Source organism: Rhizobium sp. WSM4643, assembly GCF_025152745.1.
In the GTDB taxonomy this organism is placed as follows: domain Bacteria; phylum Pseudomonadota; class Alphaproteobacteria; order Rhizobiales; family Rhizobiaceae; genus Rhizobium; species Rhizobium leguminosarum_I.
Genome location: NZ_CP104040.1, coordinates 3,123,792 through 3,139,823 on the forward strand (window position 1 = coordinate 3,123,792; position 16,032 = coordinate 3,139,823).

Genomic DNA, 16,032 nt, shown 5'->3' on the forward strand with positions numbered 1-16,032 from the left:
ACGGTCCTTTCCGCGCGTTGCGGAAAGGACCGGCCCACGACCATGATCAAATACGCCCTCCGTCGCCTGCTGTCGACGATCCCCGTCATGTGGATCGCCGTGACAGCCTCGTTTTTTGTTTTGCGCCTTGCCCCCGGCGGCCCTTTCGATGGCGAAAGGCCATTGCCGCCGGTGATCCTGAAGAACCTTGCGATCCACTACAATCTCGACAAGCCGCTCATCCAGCAGTACCTGATTTATGTCGGTGACCTGCTCCGAGGCGATCTCGGCCCGTCCTTCGCCAGCGAAGATTTCACCGTCGCCCAGCAGATCATGATCGGTCTGCCCTATACCTTCACTATCGGTACGGCCGCCTTCCTGATTGCGATCATTGTTGGCGTGGCCGTCGGCTGTCTTGGGGCGCTCTATCAGAACAAGGCGCCGGATTATATTCTGGGCGCGCTCATCCTGATCGGCGTCGTATTGCCGAACTTCCTGATTGCGCCGATCCTGCAGCTCGTCTTCGGCATCCATCTCGCGTGGTTTCCGGTTGGCGGCTGGGGTGACGGCTCGATCAAATACCTCATCCTGCCGATCGTCGTGCTCGCCCTGCCGCATGCCGGCCGTATCTCGCGCATCACGCGCGGCTCGATGATCGAAGTCATGAACCAGAACTTCATCCGCACCGCCAAGGCCAAGGGCATTGGCCCGCGGCTCACCGTGATGCGCCATGCGCTGAAACCTGCGCTGATGCCTGTTGTCTCCTACCTCGGGCCGGCCGCAAGTTACCTTCTCACCGGCTCGCTGGTTGTCGAGAGCATCTTCGGATTGCCCGGCATCGGCCGCTATTTCGTCAACGCAGCGCTGAACCGTGACTACGGCATGGTTCTCGGCACCGTCATCTTCTACATGGTGCTGATCGTGTTCCTGAACCTTCTCGTCGATATCGCCTATGCGTGGCTCGATCCGAAAGTGAGAAACAGATGATCCTCAACCCGGCAAAGCGCGAACTGCTCGCGCAGGAGCTGCTGGAGGCGGAAGGCCTTGCGCCTGAAAGCCGCTCGCTCACCAAGGATGCCTTGCGCCGCCTCGGGCGCAACAAGGCCGCCGTCCTGTCGATCGTCGTGTTGACGGTTCTGATCCTCGCCGCCTTCCTCGGCCCCTGGTTCATTCCCTTCAACTACGAGGATCCGGATTGGGCGGCCTTCCGCATCCCGCCCTCGATCGAGACAGGCCACTATTTCGGCACCGACCCGAATGGCCGCGACCTTCTCGCCCGCGCCCTTTACGGCACCCGCGTCTCGCTGGCCGTGGCGCTGACGGCGACCGTCGTCTCCGTCTTCATCGGCGTGCTCTACGGTGCGGTATCGGGATATATCGGCGGCAGGCTGGATGCGATCATGATGCGCTTCGTCGATATCATGTATGCGCTTCCCTATATCCTCTTCGTCATCCTGCTGATGGTGATCTTCGGCCGCAACGTCTATCTGCTCTTTGCCGCCATCGGCGCGCTGGAATGGCTGACCATGGCCCGCATTGTGCGCGGCCAGACGCTGTCGATCAAGCATCGCGAATTCATCGAAGCGGCTCGCGCATCCGGGCAGCGGCCGTTCAAGATCATCATCAAGCACATCATCCCGAACCTTGTCGGACCGGTGGTCATCTTCGCAGCGTTGACCGTGCCTGAAATCATCGCCACCGAAAGCTTCCTTTCCTATCTCGGCTTCGGCGTGCAGGAACCGCTGACCTCGCTCGGCACGCTGATCGCCGAGGGAACCGATGCCATGGAAAGCATGCCGTGGCTGCTGGTCTTCCCGGCAAGCTTCCTCGTGGCCCTGTTGCTCAGCCTGCTCTTCATCGGCGACGGCCTGCGCGACGCGTTCGACCCGAAGGATCGCTAAGAATGCTCCACGAAACACAAAAAGACACCCTTCTCGAACTCAAAGACTACTCGATCACCTTCAAAACGCCGGATGGAGAGGTGAAGGCGGTCTCCAACATGAACCTGACGGTCAGGCGCGGCGAACGCATCGCCATCGTCGGCGAGTCCGGTTCCGGCAAGAGCCAGACCTTCCTCGGTATCATGGGCCTGCTTGCCAAGAACGGCAAAACAACGGGACAGGCGCTGCTCGAAGGCAAGGACGTGCTGGCGCTGAAGCCGCGCGAGCTCGACCAGATCCGCGGCAAGGACATGGCCATGGTCTTCCAGGACCCGATGACCGCCTTAAACCCCTCGCTGAAGATTTCAAGGCAACTGACGGAACAGCTTGAGGTTCACGGCGGGCTGACGGCACGCGCCGCATCCACTGCTGCCCTCGACATGCTCAAACGCGTCGGCATCCCCGACCCGACGCGGCGCTTCCACCTCTACCCGCACGAACTCTCGGGCGGCATGCGCCAGCGCATCGTCATCGCCATGGCGCTGCTCACCCGGCCGAAGCTATTGATCGCCGACGAGCCGACGACAGCGCTCGACGTCACAATCCAGGCGCAGATCCTTGATCTATTTAACGATCTGACGGCGGAGATGAACACGGCGCTGATCATGATCACCCACGATCTCGGCGTCGTTGCCGGCCTCGCCGACCGCGTCGCCGTCATGTATGCCGGCCGCATCGTCGAGGAGGCGCCCGTCGACGAACTCTTCGACAACCCCGCCCATCCCTATACCGCAGCGCTGCATGCCTCGATCCCGCGCCCGGACCAGGACGTCGACGACCTCGTCGTCATTCCCGGCCGTCCGCCGAACCTGCAGCACCTGCCGAAGGGCTGCAATTTCTCGCCGCGCTGTTCGCAGGTCCAGGACGATTGCATCGACCGCCCGCCACCGCTCGAAACGCTGGCGCTGCGCCATTGCGCGGCCTGTTACCACCCCTTTCCCCGCCGCGAGGAGCTGTTGAACCATGGCTGATCGATCGCTTCTGAGGGTCGAGAATCTGACGACCCAATTCGAACTGCCGGCCAAGGGCCTCTTCAAGCCGCCGATCTTCCTGACCGCCGTCAACAATGTCAGCTTCGACCTCAGCGAAGGTCGCACGCTCGGGATAGTCGGCGAATCCGGCTGCGGCAAGTCGACGCTCGGCCGTTCCATCCTGCGGCTGCTGAAATCGCAGAAGGGCCGCATCCTCTGGCAGGGCCGCAACCTGCTCGACCTCACGGATGAGGAGATGCGCGCCGCCCGCCGCGACATGCAGATCATCTTCCAGGATCCGATCGCCTCGCTCGACCCGCGGATGACGGTCGGCGATATCATCGCCGAGCCGCTCACCGTCTTCGAGCCGAAGCTTACGAGGGCCGAGCGCACCGAACGCGTCCGCGACATCATGACCGCCGTCGGCCTGGTGCCGGAGATGATCAACCGCTATCCGCACGAATTCTCCGGCGGCCAGGCGCAACGCATCGGCATCGCCCGCGCGGTGGTCACCAAACCGAAGCTCATCATCTGCGATGAGCCGGTTTCGGCCCTCGACGTCTCGATCCAGGGACAGGTGATCACGCTTCTGCGCAAGCTGCGCAAGGAATTCGGCCTGACGCTGATCTTCATCAGCCACGACCTCTCCGTCGTGCGCCTGATCTCCGACGATGTGCTGGTGCTCTATCTCGGCAGGGTGGTGGAAGCCGGCGACTGCGCCACCGTCTTCGATCATCCCGCCCACCCTTATACGCAGGCGCTGTTTTCCGCCGCGCCGGTCCCGGATCCGAAACTTGCACGGCTGCGCACGCGCATCCGCCTGCAGGGCGATCCGCCGTCGCCGCTCAACCCGCCGAAAGGCTGCGTCTTTTCACCGCGCTGCTGGAAGGCGACCGACATCTGTCGCACCGAAATGCCGCCAACAGAGCAGGTCCGCCCCGGCCAGACAGCCGCCTGTTATCATATGGACAGGCCGTGAATGGAACGGCGGTCGCGCAAGCGGCCATCAGCTCATAAGAATGCCCAGTGCGCCATCCGTTTCGGGGCGAAGCAGACTTATTTTGGGTCTAAAGACCCTGATAAGAAAGCCTTTATAAGCATGTGTTATCCCATTTCGGCCTAATCGCAAGCCAGGGGAACGCATATATGAAATCGAAAATATCAGGTGTAATCGCACTTACCGCGGCCATGATTGCCGTCTCCGCCGTTTCGTCGCATGCCGAAGATCTGACGTTCAAGCTCATCAACGGAACGAACTCCGTGCTGACGCGCTTCTACAGCTCGCCGACCGGCGTCGACAACTGGGAAGAAGACGTCTTCGGCGAGAACGTTCTCGATCCGGGCGAAACCATGGATATCACCATCGCCGACGGCCGAACCGTCTGCAAATACGACATGCGCTTCGAATTCGAGGAAGACTCAAACCTCGAAACCACCGAAGATACGCAGGACCTTTGCGCGATGGGCAGCTACACCATCCACGAATAGGTATTAAGAGCCCGCCTTCGCCTCGTCCGTGAAGGCGGGCTTTCATCTCTCGCAATATCGACGCTTGTCACTCTGCCCGGCTCCGCGTATCAGCGATTGTGCGCCAATTCAAAGTGATAGCGCGTCCTGTTGGACGCGCGGCGCCCTAAATGCCGGGAGGACAGAGTGAGCGGACGGTTTCTATCAATCGGTGAATGCATGGTGGAACTCTCGCAAGCAGGCGACGGCCTGCTGCGCAAGGGCTTTGCCGGCGATACCTTCAACACCGCCTGGTATGCCCGCGCCTGCCTTGCCGCCGACTGGTCGGTCGATTATTTCACCGCCCTCGGTGACGACGCCATGTCGGATGAGATGCTGGCCTTCATCGACACATCAGGCATCGGCACGAGCCTCATCCGCCGTATCAGGGGCAGGACGCCCGGCCTCTATATGATCAACCTGAAAAATGGCGAACGCTCCTTCAGCTATTGGCGCGACAGCTCGGCCGCCCGCAGCCTGGCTGCCGATCCGGACAGTCTGCGCGAGGCGGTGGAAAGCGCTGCCGTCATCTATTTTTCCGGCATCACCCTTGCCATCCTGCCGCATGAGGATGCCGAGACGCTGCTCGCCGAAGTTCGTCGCGCCAAGGCCGCCGGCAAGCTCGTCGTCTTCGATCCGAACATCCGCCCGCGCCTCTGGTCGAGCTACGACGTGATGCACACGACGATTAGCGAAGGCGCCCGCTCCTCCGTGCTCGTCATGCCGAGCTTCGACGACGAGGCCGCCCATTTCGGCGATGATTCCATCGAGGCGACGATCCATCGCTATCGCGCGCTAGGTGCCATCGATATCGTCGTCAAGAACGGCGCTGACGGTGTCACGCTGAATTTTGCCGGCGAGCAAACCTTCGTTCCGGCCGAAAAGGTGAAGAAGGTGGTCGACACGACCAGCGCCGGCGACAGCTTCAACGGCGCGTTTCTCGCACGATATCTCGAAGCAGGCGATGCGCCTGCCGCCGCCCGTTTCGCAGCAAAGGTCGCTGCCCGCGTCGTCAGCGAACATGGTGCATTGGTCGTAAAGGAAAAGCTTGGATTGGATGGCAGCTAAGCCTCGTGAACTTTCAGCTTACCGAGCTTTAGGTCTTGGTGACGCAGTATGAACGCCATGTGCGGGCGCGCTCCGCTTTGTCGGCGTCCTTACCTCGCGACCAGGGGAAATCAGGACTTGGTCGGCCGGTCGGATTCGCGAACCGCCTCGTCATGGTACCAGCAGCTGTCGAGTGCGGCATCGCAGACTTCGGCTGCCTCGCGCTCCATCAGGCGGGCGCGTTCGAACCTGTTGGCGTTGCGTATCGCCTTGACGGGAAACTGGTAGATCGTTGCGGAATCACGGTGGAAACCGGTGGGCATGAGATCGCCTCCATTCAGCTCGGCGCATCAACATTTCAGGACCGCTACCATAGCATAATGCACATAGTTTATGCAAATTGCACAAAATAAGAGCAATGTTGCAATTGTAGCCGGTCGGCATGCTGTCTCGACCAAAAGCTTCCGCCAATTTGTTTAACACTTCATCATTTGAGCTTAACGCCGCAATTTTCATCCGGTTCCAGATGGAAAAGGTGCGTTTTGATGGCCGATACCGCCTGCGAGCGTTAAAAACAGCCCGATTATCCAAAAGGGAAAAAATCGGTCGGTACGCTGATTCGCGATTTTTCTTTCGCGCGGCGCCAAAACTGGCACGCTACGTGCTTTTAAAGCGTCATCCCTGGCGATCGGATGCGCTTGCGCGCCGAGGTTGCCTCCGGATTTGCTCACCTTTGTAGCACTGAGAGAGTCGCGATGACAAAATTTAAGCTCGAGTACATTTGGCTCGATGGGTACACACCGGTACCGAACCTGCGTGGCAAGACGCAGATCAAGGAATTCGATGAATTCCCGACGCTGGAGCAGCTTCCGCTGTGGGGCTTCGACGGTTCGTCGACCATGCAGGCCGAGGGCCGCAGCTCTGACTGCGTGCTGAAGCCCGTCGCCATTTATCCCGATCCGGCCCGCACCAACGGCGCTCTCGTCATGTGCGAAGTCATGATGCCGGATGGCGTCACGCCGCACGCATCGAACGCTCGCGCGACCATCCTCGACGACGAAGATGCTTGGTTCGGCTTCGAACAGGAATATTTCTTCTACCAGAACGGCCGTCCGCTAGGCTTCCCTGAGCAGGGCTACCCGGCTCCGCAGGGTCCCTATTACACTGGCGTCGGCTACTCGAACGTCGGCGACGTTGCCCGCGAAATCGTCGAAGAGCACCTCGACCTCTGCCTCGCTGCCGGCATCAACCACGAAGGCATCAATGCCGAAGTGGCCAAGGGTCAGTGGGAATTCCAGATTTTCGGCAAGGGCTCCAAGAAGGCCGCCGACCAGATCTGGATGGCACGCTACCTGCTGCAGCGCCTGACCGAAAAGTACGGCATCGACATCGAGTATCATTGCAAGCCGCTCGGCGACACCGACTGGAACGGCTCGGGCATGCATTGCAACTTCTCGACCAAGTACCTGCGCGAAGTCGGTGGTAAGGAATATTTCGAAGCGCTGATGGCGCAGTTCGACAAGAACCTCATGGACCACATCGCGGTCTACGGCCCCGATAACGACAAGCGCCTGACCGGCAAGCATGAGACGGCTCCGTGGAACAAGTTCTCCTACGGCGTTGCCGACCGCGGTGCTTCGATCCGCGTGCCGCACTCCTTCATCAAGAACGACTACAAGGGCTATCTGGAAGATCGCCGCCCGAACTCGCAAGGCGACCCCTACCAGATCGCTTCGCAGGTTCTGAAGACGATCTCGGAAGTTCCGACTGCAAGCTCGGCCTCCGCTGCCGCTTAACCTCCCGAACGGCGCCGGTCCTCGATCGGCGCCGTGACCTTCTTTTTTCCGTATGAAAACCGCCGCCGGCTACCGACATGATCGGGGCGATCGGTCAGGCGAAAGCCCTGCAATCCTTGCAATATGGGCTGTAATATTTCCATCATGGTCATGCCTCAAAATAGAGAAGCGGGAATCGCCGTTCCGGAACCCCGCTTTGGGGTTGAGCGTTGCCAGATCACTGCGACGTGGATGGAAATCGTGACATGCTGCAACGTCCGGCAAACACTAATAGCGGCGAGAGCTGGGCCAACGCCGCAGCCGCCGGAAACCTGCCCGAGAGGCTGGTGATCGTCACCGATGCCTGGCACCCGCAGGTCAACGGCGTCGTGCGTTCGATCGAGAACACCAACCGCGAACTGGCGAAGATGGGCATCGAGGTTTCGATGGTGACGCCGGAGCGCTTCAACAGCATCCCCTGCCCGACCTATCCTGAGATCCGCCTGTCGATCGCCAATTACCGCCGCATCGCCCGCGAAATTGAAAAGCACAAACCCTCCTACGTGCATATCGCCACCGAAGGTCCTCTGGGGCTCACCGCCCGCCGCTGGTGCCTGAAGAACCGCATGCCGTTTTCGACGAGCTACCACACCCGCTTCCCGGAATACGTTTCCGCGCGCCTGCCGATACCGAAGAGCTGGCTCTACTCCTTCGTCCGGTGGTTCCATAATGGCGGCGCCGGCTGCATGGTGGCGACACCGAGCCTTGCCCGCGAACTGTCGGAAAAGGGCATCCGCAACCTCATGCCCTGGAGCCGCGGCATCGACGCCACGCAGTTCCGTCCGATGGAGCTCGAGGAAAACCCGTTCGGCCTGTCGCGCCCGATCTTCATAACCGTCGGCCGCGTGGCGCTGGAAAAGAATCTGCCGGCATTCCTCGATCTCGACCTGCCCGGTTCCAAGGTCGTCGTTGGTGATGGTCCGGCCCGCGCCGAGCTCGAAAAGCAATATCCCGAGGTCTTCTTCGCCGGCGTGCAGTTCGGCGAGGATCTGGCGAAAGCCTATGCCCAGGCCGACGTCTTCGTCTTTCCCTCGCTCACCGACACCTTCGGCAACACCATCCTCGAAGCACTGGCATCGGGCGTGCCCGTTGCAGCCTATCCGGTCACCGGCCCGCTCGATATCATCGGCGAGGACAGCGAAGTCGGGGCGCTCGACACAAACCTGCAAACAGCCTGTCTTGCCGCCCTCTCCGCCTCGCGTATCAAGGCGCGTGAACTCGCCATGCAATATTCCTGGGAAGCGGCGACGCTGCAGTTCATCAACAATATCCGCGCCGCCAACGGCGTGATCACGCCGAAATGGAAGAAGGCCTGGCAATTTGCCACCAAGTCGCTTCCAAGAAGCAGAAAGCCCGGCGAAACCGCCGGGCCTGTCCCGTCCGCGGACTGATCGCTCTTGCTTGTGCAAGGCGCTGTGGACGGCAGGTGTTTCGGCGATGGCGTTTAGAAGCACGAAGCAACTGCGATGCAGCAGACTTCACCCGCTGCCGGCCGAGATCGTGGCGCTGCGCGAGTCGTTGATCGGAAGCGCTGCTGAAGGGCCGGAATGGCTATCGCAGTGCTTGTGATACCCCCTCTGCGCTGCCGGGCATCTCCCCCACAAGGAGGGAGATCGGATCGGCGTGATGGCTTCCCCAGACAATGATCGGGGCGATGGGCGTTACGCCGATAGAGGAGAAACGATGGTCAAACCTCCTACCAATCTCCCTCCTTGTGGGGGAGATGAGGGCAGAGGGGGGGTGGCCAGACGGCACCGGCCCAACTCCACAAAACGCCACAAATCAGCGTCAACCAAGCCTACGTCCGTCTCTTCTTGCCTTCGAACGGATTGTCAGGCGAGCGGAAATGGATGCGGATCGGCACGCTCGGCATGTCGAAATCGGCGCGCAAGCCGTTGATCAGATAACGCGTATAAGATTCCGGCAGCGCATCCGACCGGGTGCAGGAAATCATGAAGGCCGGCGGGCGGGCTTTGACTTGCGTCATATATTTCAGCTTGATGCGGCGGCCGGAAACGGCCGGCGGCGGATGCTGAATCTGCTGCGTCTCCAGCCAACGGTTGAGCCGCGCCGTCGAGATGCGCTTGTTCCAGACCTTGTCCGTGTCGATGATCGACTGCATCAGCTTGTCGAGCCCCCAGCCGGTCTGGCCGGAGATTGGCACGGCGCGAATGCCGCGCGCCTGCGGCAGCAGCCGGTCGGTCTTTTCGCGCAAGTCGGCAAGCACCGCCTGCCGGTCTTCGATCATGTCCCACTTGTTGAAGGCGAGCACGGCGGCACGGCCCTCGCGCAGCACCAGGTCGACGATCTGCAGGTCCTGTTTCTCGAAGGGGATCGTCGCATCGAAGACGATGACGACGGTTTCGGCAAAGCGGATGGCGCGCAGTGCATCGGCAACCGAAAGCTTCTCCAGCTTCTCGATCACCCGCGCCTTGCGGCGCATGCCTGCCGTATCGAACATCTTGATGGTGCGGCCGCGCCAGTCCCATTCGACCGAAATAGAGTCGCGAGTGATGCCCGCCTCCGGTCCGGTCAAAAGCCGATCCTCGCCGAGGAAGCGATTGATCAGCGTCGATTTGCCGGCATTCGGCCGGCCGACGATCGCCACCCGGAGCGGCTTGGTCTCATCATAGGCCGGCTCCTCGTCCTCGTCGCTGCCCTCGCCTTCGGTCTGCGGAATGTCGACGTCAGTGACGGCGACATCCTCCTTGGCGGGATAGGCTCGGTCCTCGCCGATTGCCGCAACGATGGCGTCGCGCAGGTCGAGCATGCCCTGCCCATGTTCGGCCGAAATCGGCGTCGGTTCGCCGAGCCCGAGCGTATAGGCGTCGTAAAAACCGCTGTCTGAGCCGCGCGCTTCGGATTTGTTGGCAACGAGCACCACCGGCTTGCCGCGCCGGCGCAGCATTTCGGCAAGGTCGGTATCGACGGGCGTCAGTCCGCTCTTGGCGTCAACGACGAAGAGCGAAAGATCCGCCTCGTCGATCGCCGCTTCCGTCTGCGCCCGCATCCGGCCTTGCAGGCTCTCCGCGTCGGCCTCTTCCAGACCAGCCGTGTCGATGATCGTGAAAGTCAGGCCCATCAGCCGCGCATCGCCCGGCCGACGGTCGCGGGTTACACCCGGCGTGTCATCGACAAGCGCCAGCTTCTTGCCCACCAGCCGGTTGAAAAGTGTCGACTTGCCGACATTCGGGCGACCGACGATGGCGACCGTGAAACTCATTCTTTTTCCTTAAGCTCAGCCCTGAGCGGCGGGCGCCTTGCCGGATGCAGTAATCAGATCAAGCATCATATGGGCGCGATTGGCAACATTGCGTGGGCTGTCGGTATCGTCGACGATCGACTGGAACCACTGCCGCGCCTGCGCCATGTTGGCGGCCTTATAGGCGGCAAGGCCGAGTGCCTCACGCGCCGAATGGCGGAAGGCGTTGCCCGGCACGGCCATTTCCTCGATGGCCGCCGAAACCTGCTCGTAAGAGCCGTTCTCGATGAGCAGCCAGCCTGCACGCATCTTGGCGGCATCACGTACGGCCGCGGGAACGCCATTGTCCTTGCCGATCTCGTTGAAGGCGGCGATTGCCGCTGCGCTATCGCCCTTCTGCGCCTGAACGGTCGCGGCCCGCATGCGCGCCAGCACCGGATAGGCGCCATGGCCTTCCTTCTCGAGCTTGTCGAGCGCGGCGAGCGCCTCGTCGTTCTTATTCTCGTCGGCAAGTTTCATCGCCGCCAGGAACTGATCGCCGGTGCCCGACGAGCGGTTGTCGTCCCAATACTCGTAGACGACCTTGCCGGCGGTACCGACGACGATCAGGATGGCGACAGCAATGATATAGCGGCCGAACCGGCGCCAGACGCCCTTCATCTGGTCAGACCGCAATTCCTCATTGACTTCACGGATGAAGCTGTCGTCGTTGAATGCCATTCTCGTCTCCGGCCGCGGAAATACCCACACGCTGTGCAAAACGCACATAGTCGGGCCTTCTACTCCATTTTGCCGCCGTTGTAAGGGGGATGTGAAAGATTAGAGCGCCGCGCGTCCAACAGGACGCGCTAAGGACGCTCTAACGCTTTGAATCCGCGCATAATCCTTTCCGAAAATCGGAATCTATTTTCGAGTTATGCGTCGGTCACATGACGAGCGGCGAAACCCCGATCAACCATTCGTGCAGCTTCCAGATGATCAGCGCCCAGACGACGATGCCGATGACAACAGCATAGAGATCGTATTTGGCCGAGACGAACGGCCGGAGCGTGATCTCGCCCGCCCGCTGCCGCCGTTTAAGCGAAATGCGCAGGATGACGCCCCAGGCGAGAAAAGCGCCAAATAGCAGCACCGACGATGTCTCGCCATTGGCGAGCAGATGCGCCAGCGCCCAGATCTTCACCGACAGCACCATCGGATGTTTGGTCTTGGTCGCGATATGCCCCGCTGGCAGCAGCGAGGCGACGAGACAGATCATCGCGATCAGCATCAGCGTGATTGTTATATGCGCCATCCAGACCGGCGGATTGTAAAGCACGCCGGTCACATGGCGCGCCTGCCCGAAGCCGTAGATCAAAAGGATCAGCGTGGCGATGCTGGCAATCGAATAGACCGCCCGCCAGCCCTTCTCGCCGAGGCTCGCGATCATCGAACGACGAAAGTCCGGCAACACCACCCGCACCAGATGCACCCCGAGGAAAAGTATGATGCCGACGATAAGCAATGTCATTGTGGATCCCTTCCGTGCCGTTTGTCATGGCTTACCGGCTGGCGTGAAAAAACGCCAGCGAGACCGCAGCTTCGCCGCAATTCTATCGGAGGGAAACCGCGAACCAAATTGTCGCGGTGTCCATGTCCCGTCTTCTCCTCTCCACCTGCCTTTCTGTTTCGCTTCTCATCGCGGCAATTGCCGAGGCGGCCGACCGACCGAAACAGCTCGTCATCATTTCCTTCGACGGCGCCCACGACAATGCGCTCTGGTTGAAGAGTCGCGAGATGGCGGCGAAGAACGGCGCCCACTTCACCTATTTTCTCTCCTGCACTTTCCTGATGAACGAGGCGGCGAAGAAGGCCTACCAGGCGCCACACCAGAAACGCGGAAAATCCAATGTCGGCTTCGCCCAGAGCGACGACGAGATCCGCGAGCGCCTCGGCAATATCTGGCACGCCCATCTCGAAGGCCACGACATATCTAGCCACGCCTGCGGCCATTTCGACGGCCGCCTCTGGAGTGAGGCCGACTGGTCGGCCGAATATGCCACCTTTCGCGCGACCTTGAAGAATGCCTGGAGAAGCGTCGGCCTCCAGGAGCCGGCCGGGTGGCAGGATCTGGTCGATCACGGCATCAAGGGCTTTCGCGCGCCCTATCTGTCGGCGACAGCGGGCGCCGACATGATCGCCGCCGAAAAGAAGGCGGGCCTCAGCTATGACGCGAGCCTCGTCACCAAGGGCCCTGCCATGCCTGTCGAGGAAGACGGCATCATCCGCTTCGGCCTGCCGCTGATCCCCGAAGGCCCGAGCGAAAAGCCGATCATCGGCATGGACTACAATCTCTTCGTCCGCCACTCCAAGGGTGAGGAAGACACCGCCGATTCCGCAGAATTCGAGAACCGCGCCTACGCCGCCTTCAAGGAGGCGTTCGACAAGCAATATGCCGGCGCCCGCATTCCGCTCCAACTCGGCTTCCACTTCGTCGAAATGAACGGCGGCGCCTACTGGCGTGCTCTTGACCGACTGGTCAGCGACGTCTGCCACCGAACGGATGTGGCTTGCGTCAGCTATTCGGAAGCGATCCCGATGATCGAGGTGCGCGGGAAATTGCAACAGACGTCGGGGCTCTGAAGAGCCAATTATCTGGACGAACCGACGTGCCGTGCGGCCCCCTCATCCGCCTGCCGGCACCTTCTCCCCGCTGGGGAGAAGAGATTCGTTGCGACGCTGCGATTCCACCTTCTACCCGGCCGGGAGAAGGTGCCGGCAGGCGGATGAGGGGGCCGCACGCGCCGACATTTCGATTACGGACAAGCCCCGCCCATCAACCGTCAGCGTGCACGACGCCCGTCTCACGCTCCAGGTAGCGCTGGTCGATTTCAGGCAGCGGTTCGTCGTCGATTGCGGCCTCGAAGGCCTTGAGGCGTTTGTGGATCGACAGAAGCTCGATGATCGTCGTCCAGGAGTTGACGAGATACTGGAACGAGTTGCTGACCTGGCCGAATGCGGTCGAGATCTGCTGGAAGATACCGTAAGTGATAGTGCCCGCCACGATCGTCGGCACTAGCATGAAGACCACGAAGAGCGCGTCGGCCTGGATGTAGAAATAACGGGCGACATTGAAATACATGTAGTGGAAATACATGCGGTAATAATTGCGACGGACGTTGCCGAACAGCTCCCTGACTGTCAGCGGGTCAGCCCGTTCCGCATGGTCCTCGCCATAGACGAGCTCCTTGCGATAAGCTGCTTCGACGCGCTGGTTGCGGAAATTCAGCCCCGGCAGCTTAACGCCGGCGACCGCCAGCAGAAGCGTGCCGAACGCCGACCAGAACAGCGCCAGCCAAAAGAGCGAGTTCGCCACCGGCCCAATGAACGGCAGTTCGGTCACGTAATGCGACAGCGCCAGAAGGATCGGAAGGAATACCACGAGCGTCATCACCGAGTTGATCAGGCTGATACCAAGACCTTCGAGCGTGCTCGAAAAGCGCATCGTATCTTCCTGAACGCGCTGGGAGGCGCCTTCGATATGACGAAGCTTTTCCCACTTCGACATGTAGAAATTGTTCATCGCCGTTCGCCAGCGGAAGATGTAATGGCTGGTGAAGAAGTCGGTCATGATCGACACGAACATGCTGAGGAATGCGATCTGGCAGAAGACCCACATCAAGGTGTAGAAATTCTCGACGGAAATGCCTGGCTGCTTCGACAATGCGTTCTGCAGAAGGTCACCAAACGGCCGGCGCCAGTTATTGATCACAACGCTGATCTGGACGCCGAAGTAGGTCACGAAGATGATCAGTGCCGAACCCCAGATCGACCAGATCTTCCAGGGGTGGTTCAGCGCCCTCAGATGCCATGCACCGCAGAAGATCACCGCCGACAGAAGGAAATAGCTGTAGAACCAGACATTTTCGGGCAGCAGGAAGAACGAAAGGTCGATCGGCTGCTGCTCTTCGGGAACCGGCGCATAGCCGAGCGATACACCGAGACTGGCGGCGAAGAGATACCAGCCGGCAATGGAAATCAGGGTCCAAACGACGAGCGAAGTAAAGAACGCCTTTGGCTGCGGAAAAAAGGAATGAAACACGGGAGGCTTTGCTTTCCTGAACTGTGAGTCTCGGGAGTGTCGAACACTGATTGTGCCGGAAACTAAGGCAGTTCGAAGGACGCAGCAATGGGTTCGGCCGATTGTTACGGAGATGTAACCGGTTAAGCGATTTTCTTGATCACCGGCATCACCAGCGCCGCGCAGACGACGAGGGCCACGGCGGCGATCACTGTCGGAACGGTGAAGCTGCCTGCGCGCTCGGCGATCCAGCCGGCAACGACAGGCCCGACGATCTGGCCGACGCCGAAGGCAGCCGTCATCATCGCCAGGATCCGCCGCGGACTGTCAGGCGAAAGTTTGCGGCCGATCTGAAGCCCGTAAGCCGTGATCGCCAGGAACGTCGCCCCGAACAGCGCGCCGCCGATCAGCGGTGCGACGGAAGGCGGCAGCGCCACCGTCGCGAGCACGCCGGCGGCTTCGACCAAAAGGGCTGCGACATAGACCCCGCCAAGCCCAAGCGGCCTGACCAGAGGCTTCCAGGCAAACAGCGCTACCGCAGCCGTCAAGCCGGCGACGAACCAGCAGAGGAATTCGACGAAGGGTCCCGTTGCAGAAAGGCGTGCGATGGTGACGAGGAAGGTCGCGGTGATGACGTAGCCGAAGCCGAACAGGCCGTAAGACAGCGTCAGCAGCACCATCGGCCGGTTCCAGATGAGCGCCGGCTCCTTGCCTGCCTGCGCCGATCGCGCCGGCGACGACGGCAGCAGTAAGAAAACGACGACAAGGCTTGCCGCGCAATAGAGCGCCCCGCCGATCCAGTCGGCCCGCCAGCCGCCCGGGCCGTCGTGAAAGCCGAGGCCGATCAACAGCACCATGACCGAGGACAGCGCGATGCCAGCACCCGGCCCGCCGAAATGCGCCGCCTGCACATGATCGTTGCCGGCGGCGGCCCCGTGGCTGAGCACGATCGACGACGTGAAGACCATCGCAAAAGCGCTGGCGATGCCCGCCAGAAAGCGGATGACCGCGAAGATCGCGACAGAATCTGTGGCGGCCATGGCGGCGAGCAGGATCGCGGTTACCAGCAGCGACAACAGCGCCACCAGCCGCTCCCGTCCGGCCGCCCAGCCATAGGCGGCAAGCACGGCACCGACGAGATAACCGACGAAATTCGCCGATGCGATGAAGCCGGCATCTGCCGCCGAAAGCGGCACGCCGCTGATCATACCGGGCAGGATCGGCGTGTAGGAGAAGCGCCCGAAGCCCATGGCGGCGGCCATGGCAATGGCGCCGGCAGCGGCGGTGGAGACAAGATTCGGCGGGGAGTGACCGGTGCGCACGAGCATGCAGCGCTTATCGCGCTGCAGCATCGGCATCACAATCAATTAATTCTGATCGATCGATCAATTTCCCGAAATGTCGGAAATTTTCACCTCCTCTTGAAAAACGATTATCTTACGATATATGTTTTGCGACATAGTCAACGATACATCTAACGATGAAAGGAAGA

Annotated in this window: 15 protein-coding genes; 9 read left to right on the forward strand and 6 right to left on the reverse strand. The window is 60.9% G+C overall.

Annotated features, from left to right (window positions below; translation table 11 throughout):
* Nucleotides 1-42: 42 nt before the first annotated feature.
* The 6 genes from N1937_RS15710 (at nucleotide 43) to N1937_RS15735 (ending at nucleotide 5,464) form a co-directional block, all read left to right on the forward strand.
* Nucleotides 43-966 (forward strand): ABC transporter permease subunit, encoded by a 924-nt coding sequence (locus tag N1937_RS15710; protein WP_017965401.1) that lies wholly within the window; start codon nucleotides 43-45, stop codon nucleotides 964-966.
* Nucleotides 963-1,880, forward strand: a complete 918-nt coding sequence (locus N1937_RS15715) for an ABC transporter permease (RefSeq protein ID WP_170254722.1) — start codon at nucleotides 963-965, stop codon at nucleotides 1,878-1,880. The genes N1937_RS15710 and N1937_RS15715 overlap by 4 nt, the downstream gene beginning before the upstream one ends.
* Before the next feature lie 2 nt (nucleotides 1,881-1,882).
* The gene (locus N1937_RS15720) at nucleotides 1,883-2,890 is read left to right on the forward strand and encodes an ABC transporter ATP-binding protein (protein WP_017965403.1); all 1,008 of its coding nucleotides are present in this window, start codon (nucleotides 1,883-1,885) and stop codon (nucleotides 2,888-2,890) included.
* On the forward strand, nucleotides 2,883-3,869 hold the full coding sequence (locus tag N1937_RS15725) for an ABC transporter ATP-binding protein (protein WP_170260634.1): 987 nt from the start codon (nucleotides 2,883-2,885) through the stop codon (nucleotides 3,867-3,869). The genes N1937_RS15720 and N1937_RS15725 overlap by 8 nt, the downstream gene beginning before the upstream one ends.
* A gap of 167 nt (nucleotides 3,870-4,036) precedes the next feature.
* The gene (locus N1937_RS15730; RefSeq protein WP_017965405.1) at nucleotides 4,037-4,378 is read left to right on the forward strand and encodes a hypothetical protein; all 342 of its coding nucleotides are present in this window, start codon (nucleotides 4,037-4,039) and stop codon (nucleotides 4,376-4,378) included.
* A gap of 165 nt (nucleotides 4,379-4,543) precedes the next feature.
* Nucleotides 4,544-5,464 carry a sugar kinase gene (locus tag N1937_RS15735; protein ID WP_017965406.1) on the forward strand — a complete coding sequence of 307 codons (921 nt, stop codon included), beginning with the start codon at nucleotides 4,544-4,546 and terminating at the stop codon, nucleotides 5,462-5,464.
* Between the two features lie 110 nt (nucleotides 5,465-5,574).
* Here the strand turns inward: N1937_RS15735 and gstI are convergent, their stop codons facing one another.
* A complete protein-coding gene (gene gstI, locus N1937_RS15740; RefSeq protein ID WP_017965407.1) occupies nucleotides 5,575-5,766 on the reverse strand; it encodes a glutamine synthetase translation inhibitor GstI in 192 nt (63 codons plus the stop codon).
* 432 nt (nucleotides 5,767-6,198) lie between these two features.
* Between gstI and N1937_RS15745 the strand changes: the two genes are divergently transcribed.
* The gene (locus N1937_RS15745) at nucleotides 6,199-7,239 is read left to right on the forward strand and encodes a glutamine synthetase beta-grasp domain-containing protein (protein ID WP_017965408.1); all 1,041 of its coding nucleotides are present in this window, start codon (nucleotides 6,199-6,201) and stop codon (nucleotides 7,237-7,239) included.
* A 245-nt stretch (nucleotides 7,240-7,484) separates the two neighbouring features.
* Nucleotides 7,485-8,669, forward strand: coding sequence for a glycosyltransferase family 4 protein (locus tag N1937_RS15750; protein ID WP_170254710.1), 1,185 nt, complete (start codon nucleotides 7,485-7,487; stop codon nucleotides 8,667-8,669).
* Nucleotides 8,670-9,076: 407 nt separating this feature from the next.
* Here N1937_RS15750 and der read toward each other — a convergent pair whose 3' ends face one another.
* From der to N1937_RS15765, 3 genes are all read right to left on the reverse strand, one after another.
* Entirely contained in the window at nucleotides 9,077-10,501 is a 1,425-nt protein-coding gene (der, locus tag N1937_RS15755) for a ribosome biogenesis GTPase Der (RefSeq protein WP_017965410.1), read from the reverse strand.
* A 15-nt stretch (nucleotides 10,502-10,516) separates the two neighbouring features.
* Complete coding sequence (locus N1937_RS15760) at nucleotides 10,517-11,200, reverse strand: tetratricopeptide repeat protein (protein ID WP_170254708.1); 684 nt, start codon at nucleotides 11,198-11,200, stop codon at nucleotides 10,517-10,519.
* A gap of 205 nt (nucleotides 11,201-11,405) precedes the next feature.
* Nucleotides 11,406-11,990 (reverse strand): NnrU family protein, encoded by a 585-nt coding sequence (locus N1937_RS15765; protein ID WP_017965412.1) that lies wholly within the window; start codon nucleotides 11,988-11,990, stop codon nucleotides 11,406-11,408.
* Nucleotides 11,991-12,112: 122 nt separating this feature from the next.
* On the opposite strand from N1937_RS15765, the gene N1937_RS15770 reads away from it, so the two are divergent.
* On the forward strand, nucleotides 12,113-13,102 hold the full coding sequence (locus tag N1937_RS15770) for a polysaccharide deacetylase (RefSeq protein ID WP_170260632.1): 990 nt from the start codon (nucleotides 12,113-12,115) through the stop codon (nucleotides 13,100-13,102).
* A gap of 193 nt (nucleotides 13,103-13,295) precedes the next feature.
* Here the strand turns inward: N1937_RS15770 and sbmA are convergent, their stop codons facing one another.
* Together sbmA and N1937_RS15780 are read right to left on the reverse strand one after the other, a co-directional pair.
* A complete protein-coding gene (sbmA, locus tag N1937_RS15775) occupies nucleotides 13,296-14,561 on the reverse strand; it encodes a peptide antibiotic transporter SbmA (RefSeq protein WP_017965414.1) in 1,266 nt (421 codons plus the stop codon).
* 122 nt (nucleotides 14,562-14,683) lie between these two features.
* Nucleotides 14,684-15,868 carry a YbfB/YjiJ family MFS transporter gene (locus tag N1937_RS15780; protein WP_170260676.1) on the reverse strand — a complete coding sequence of 395 codons (1,185 nt, stop codon included), beginning with the start codon at nucleotides 15,866-15,868 and terminating at the stop codon, nucleotides 14,684-14,686.
* Nucleotides 15,869-16,032 lie beyond the last annotated feature (164 nt).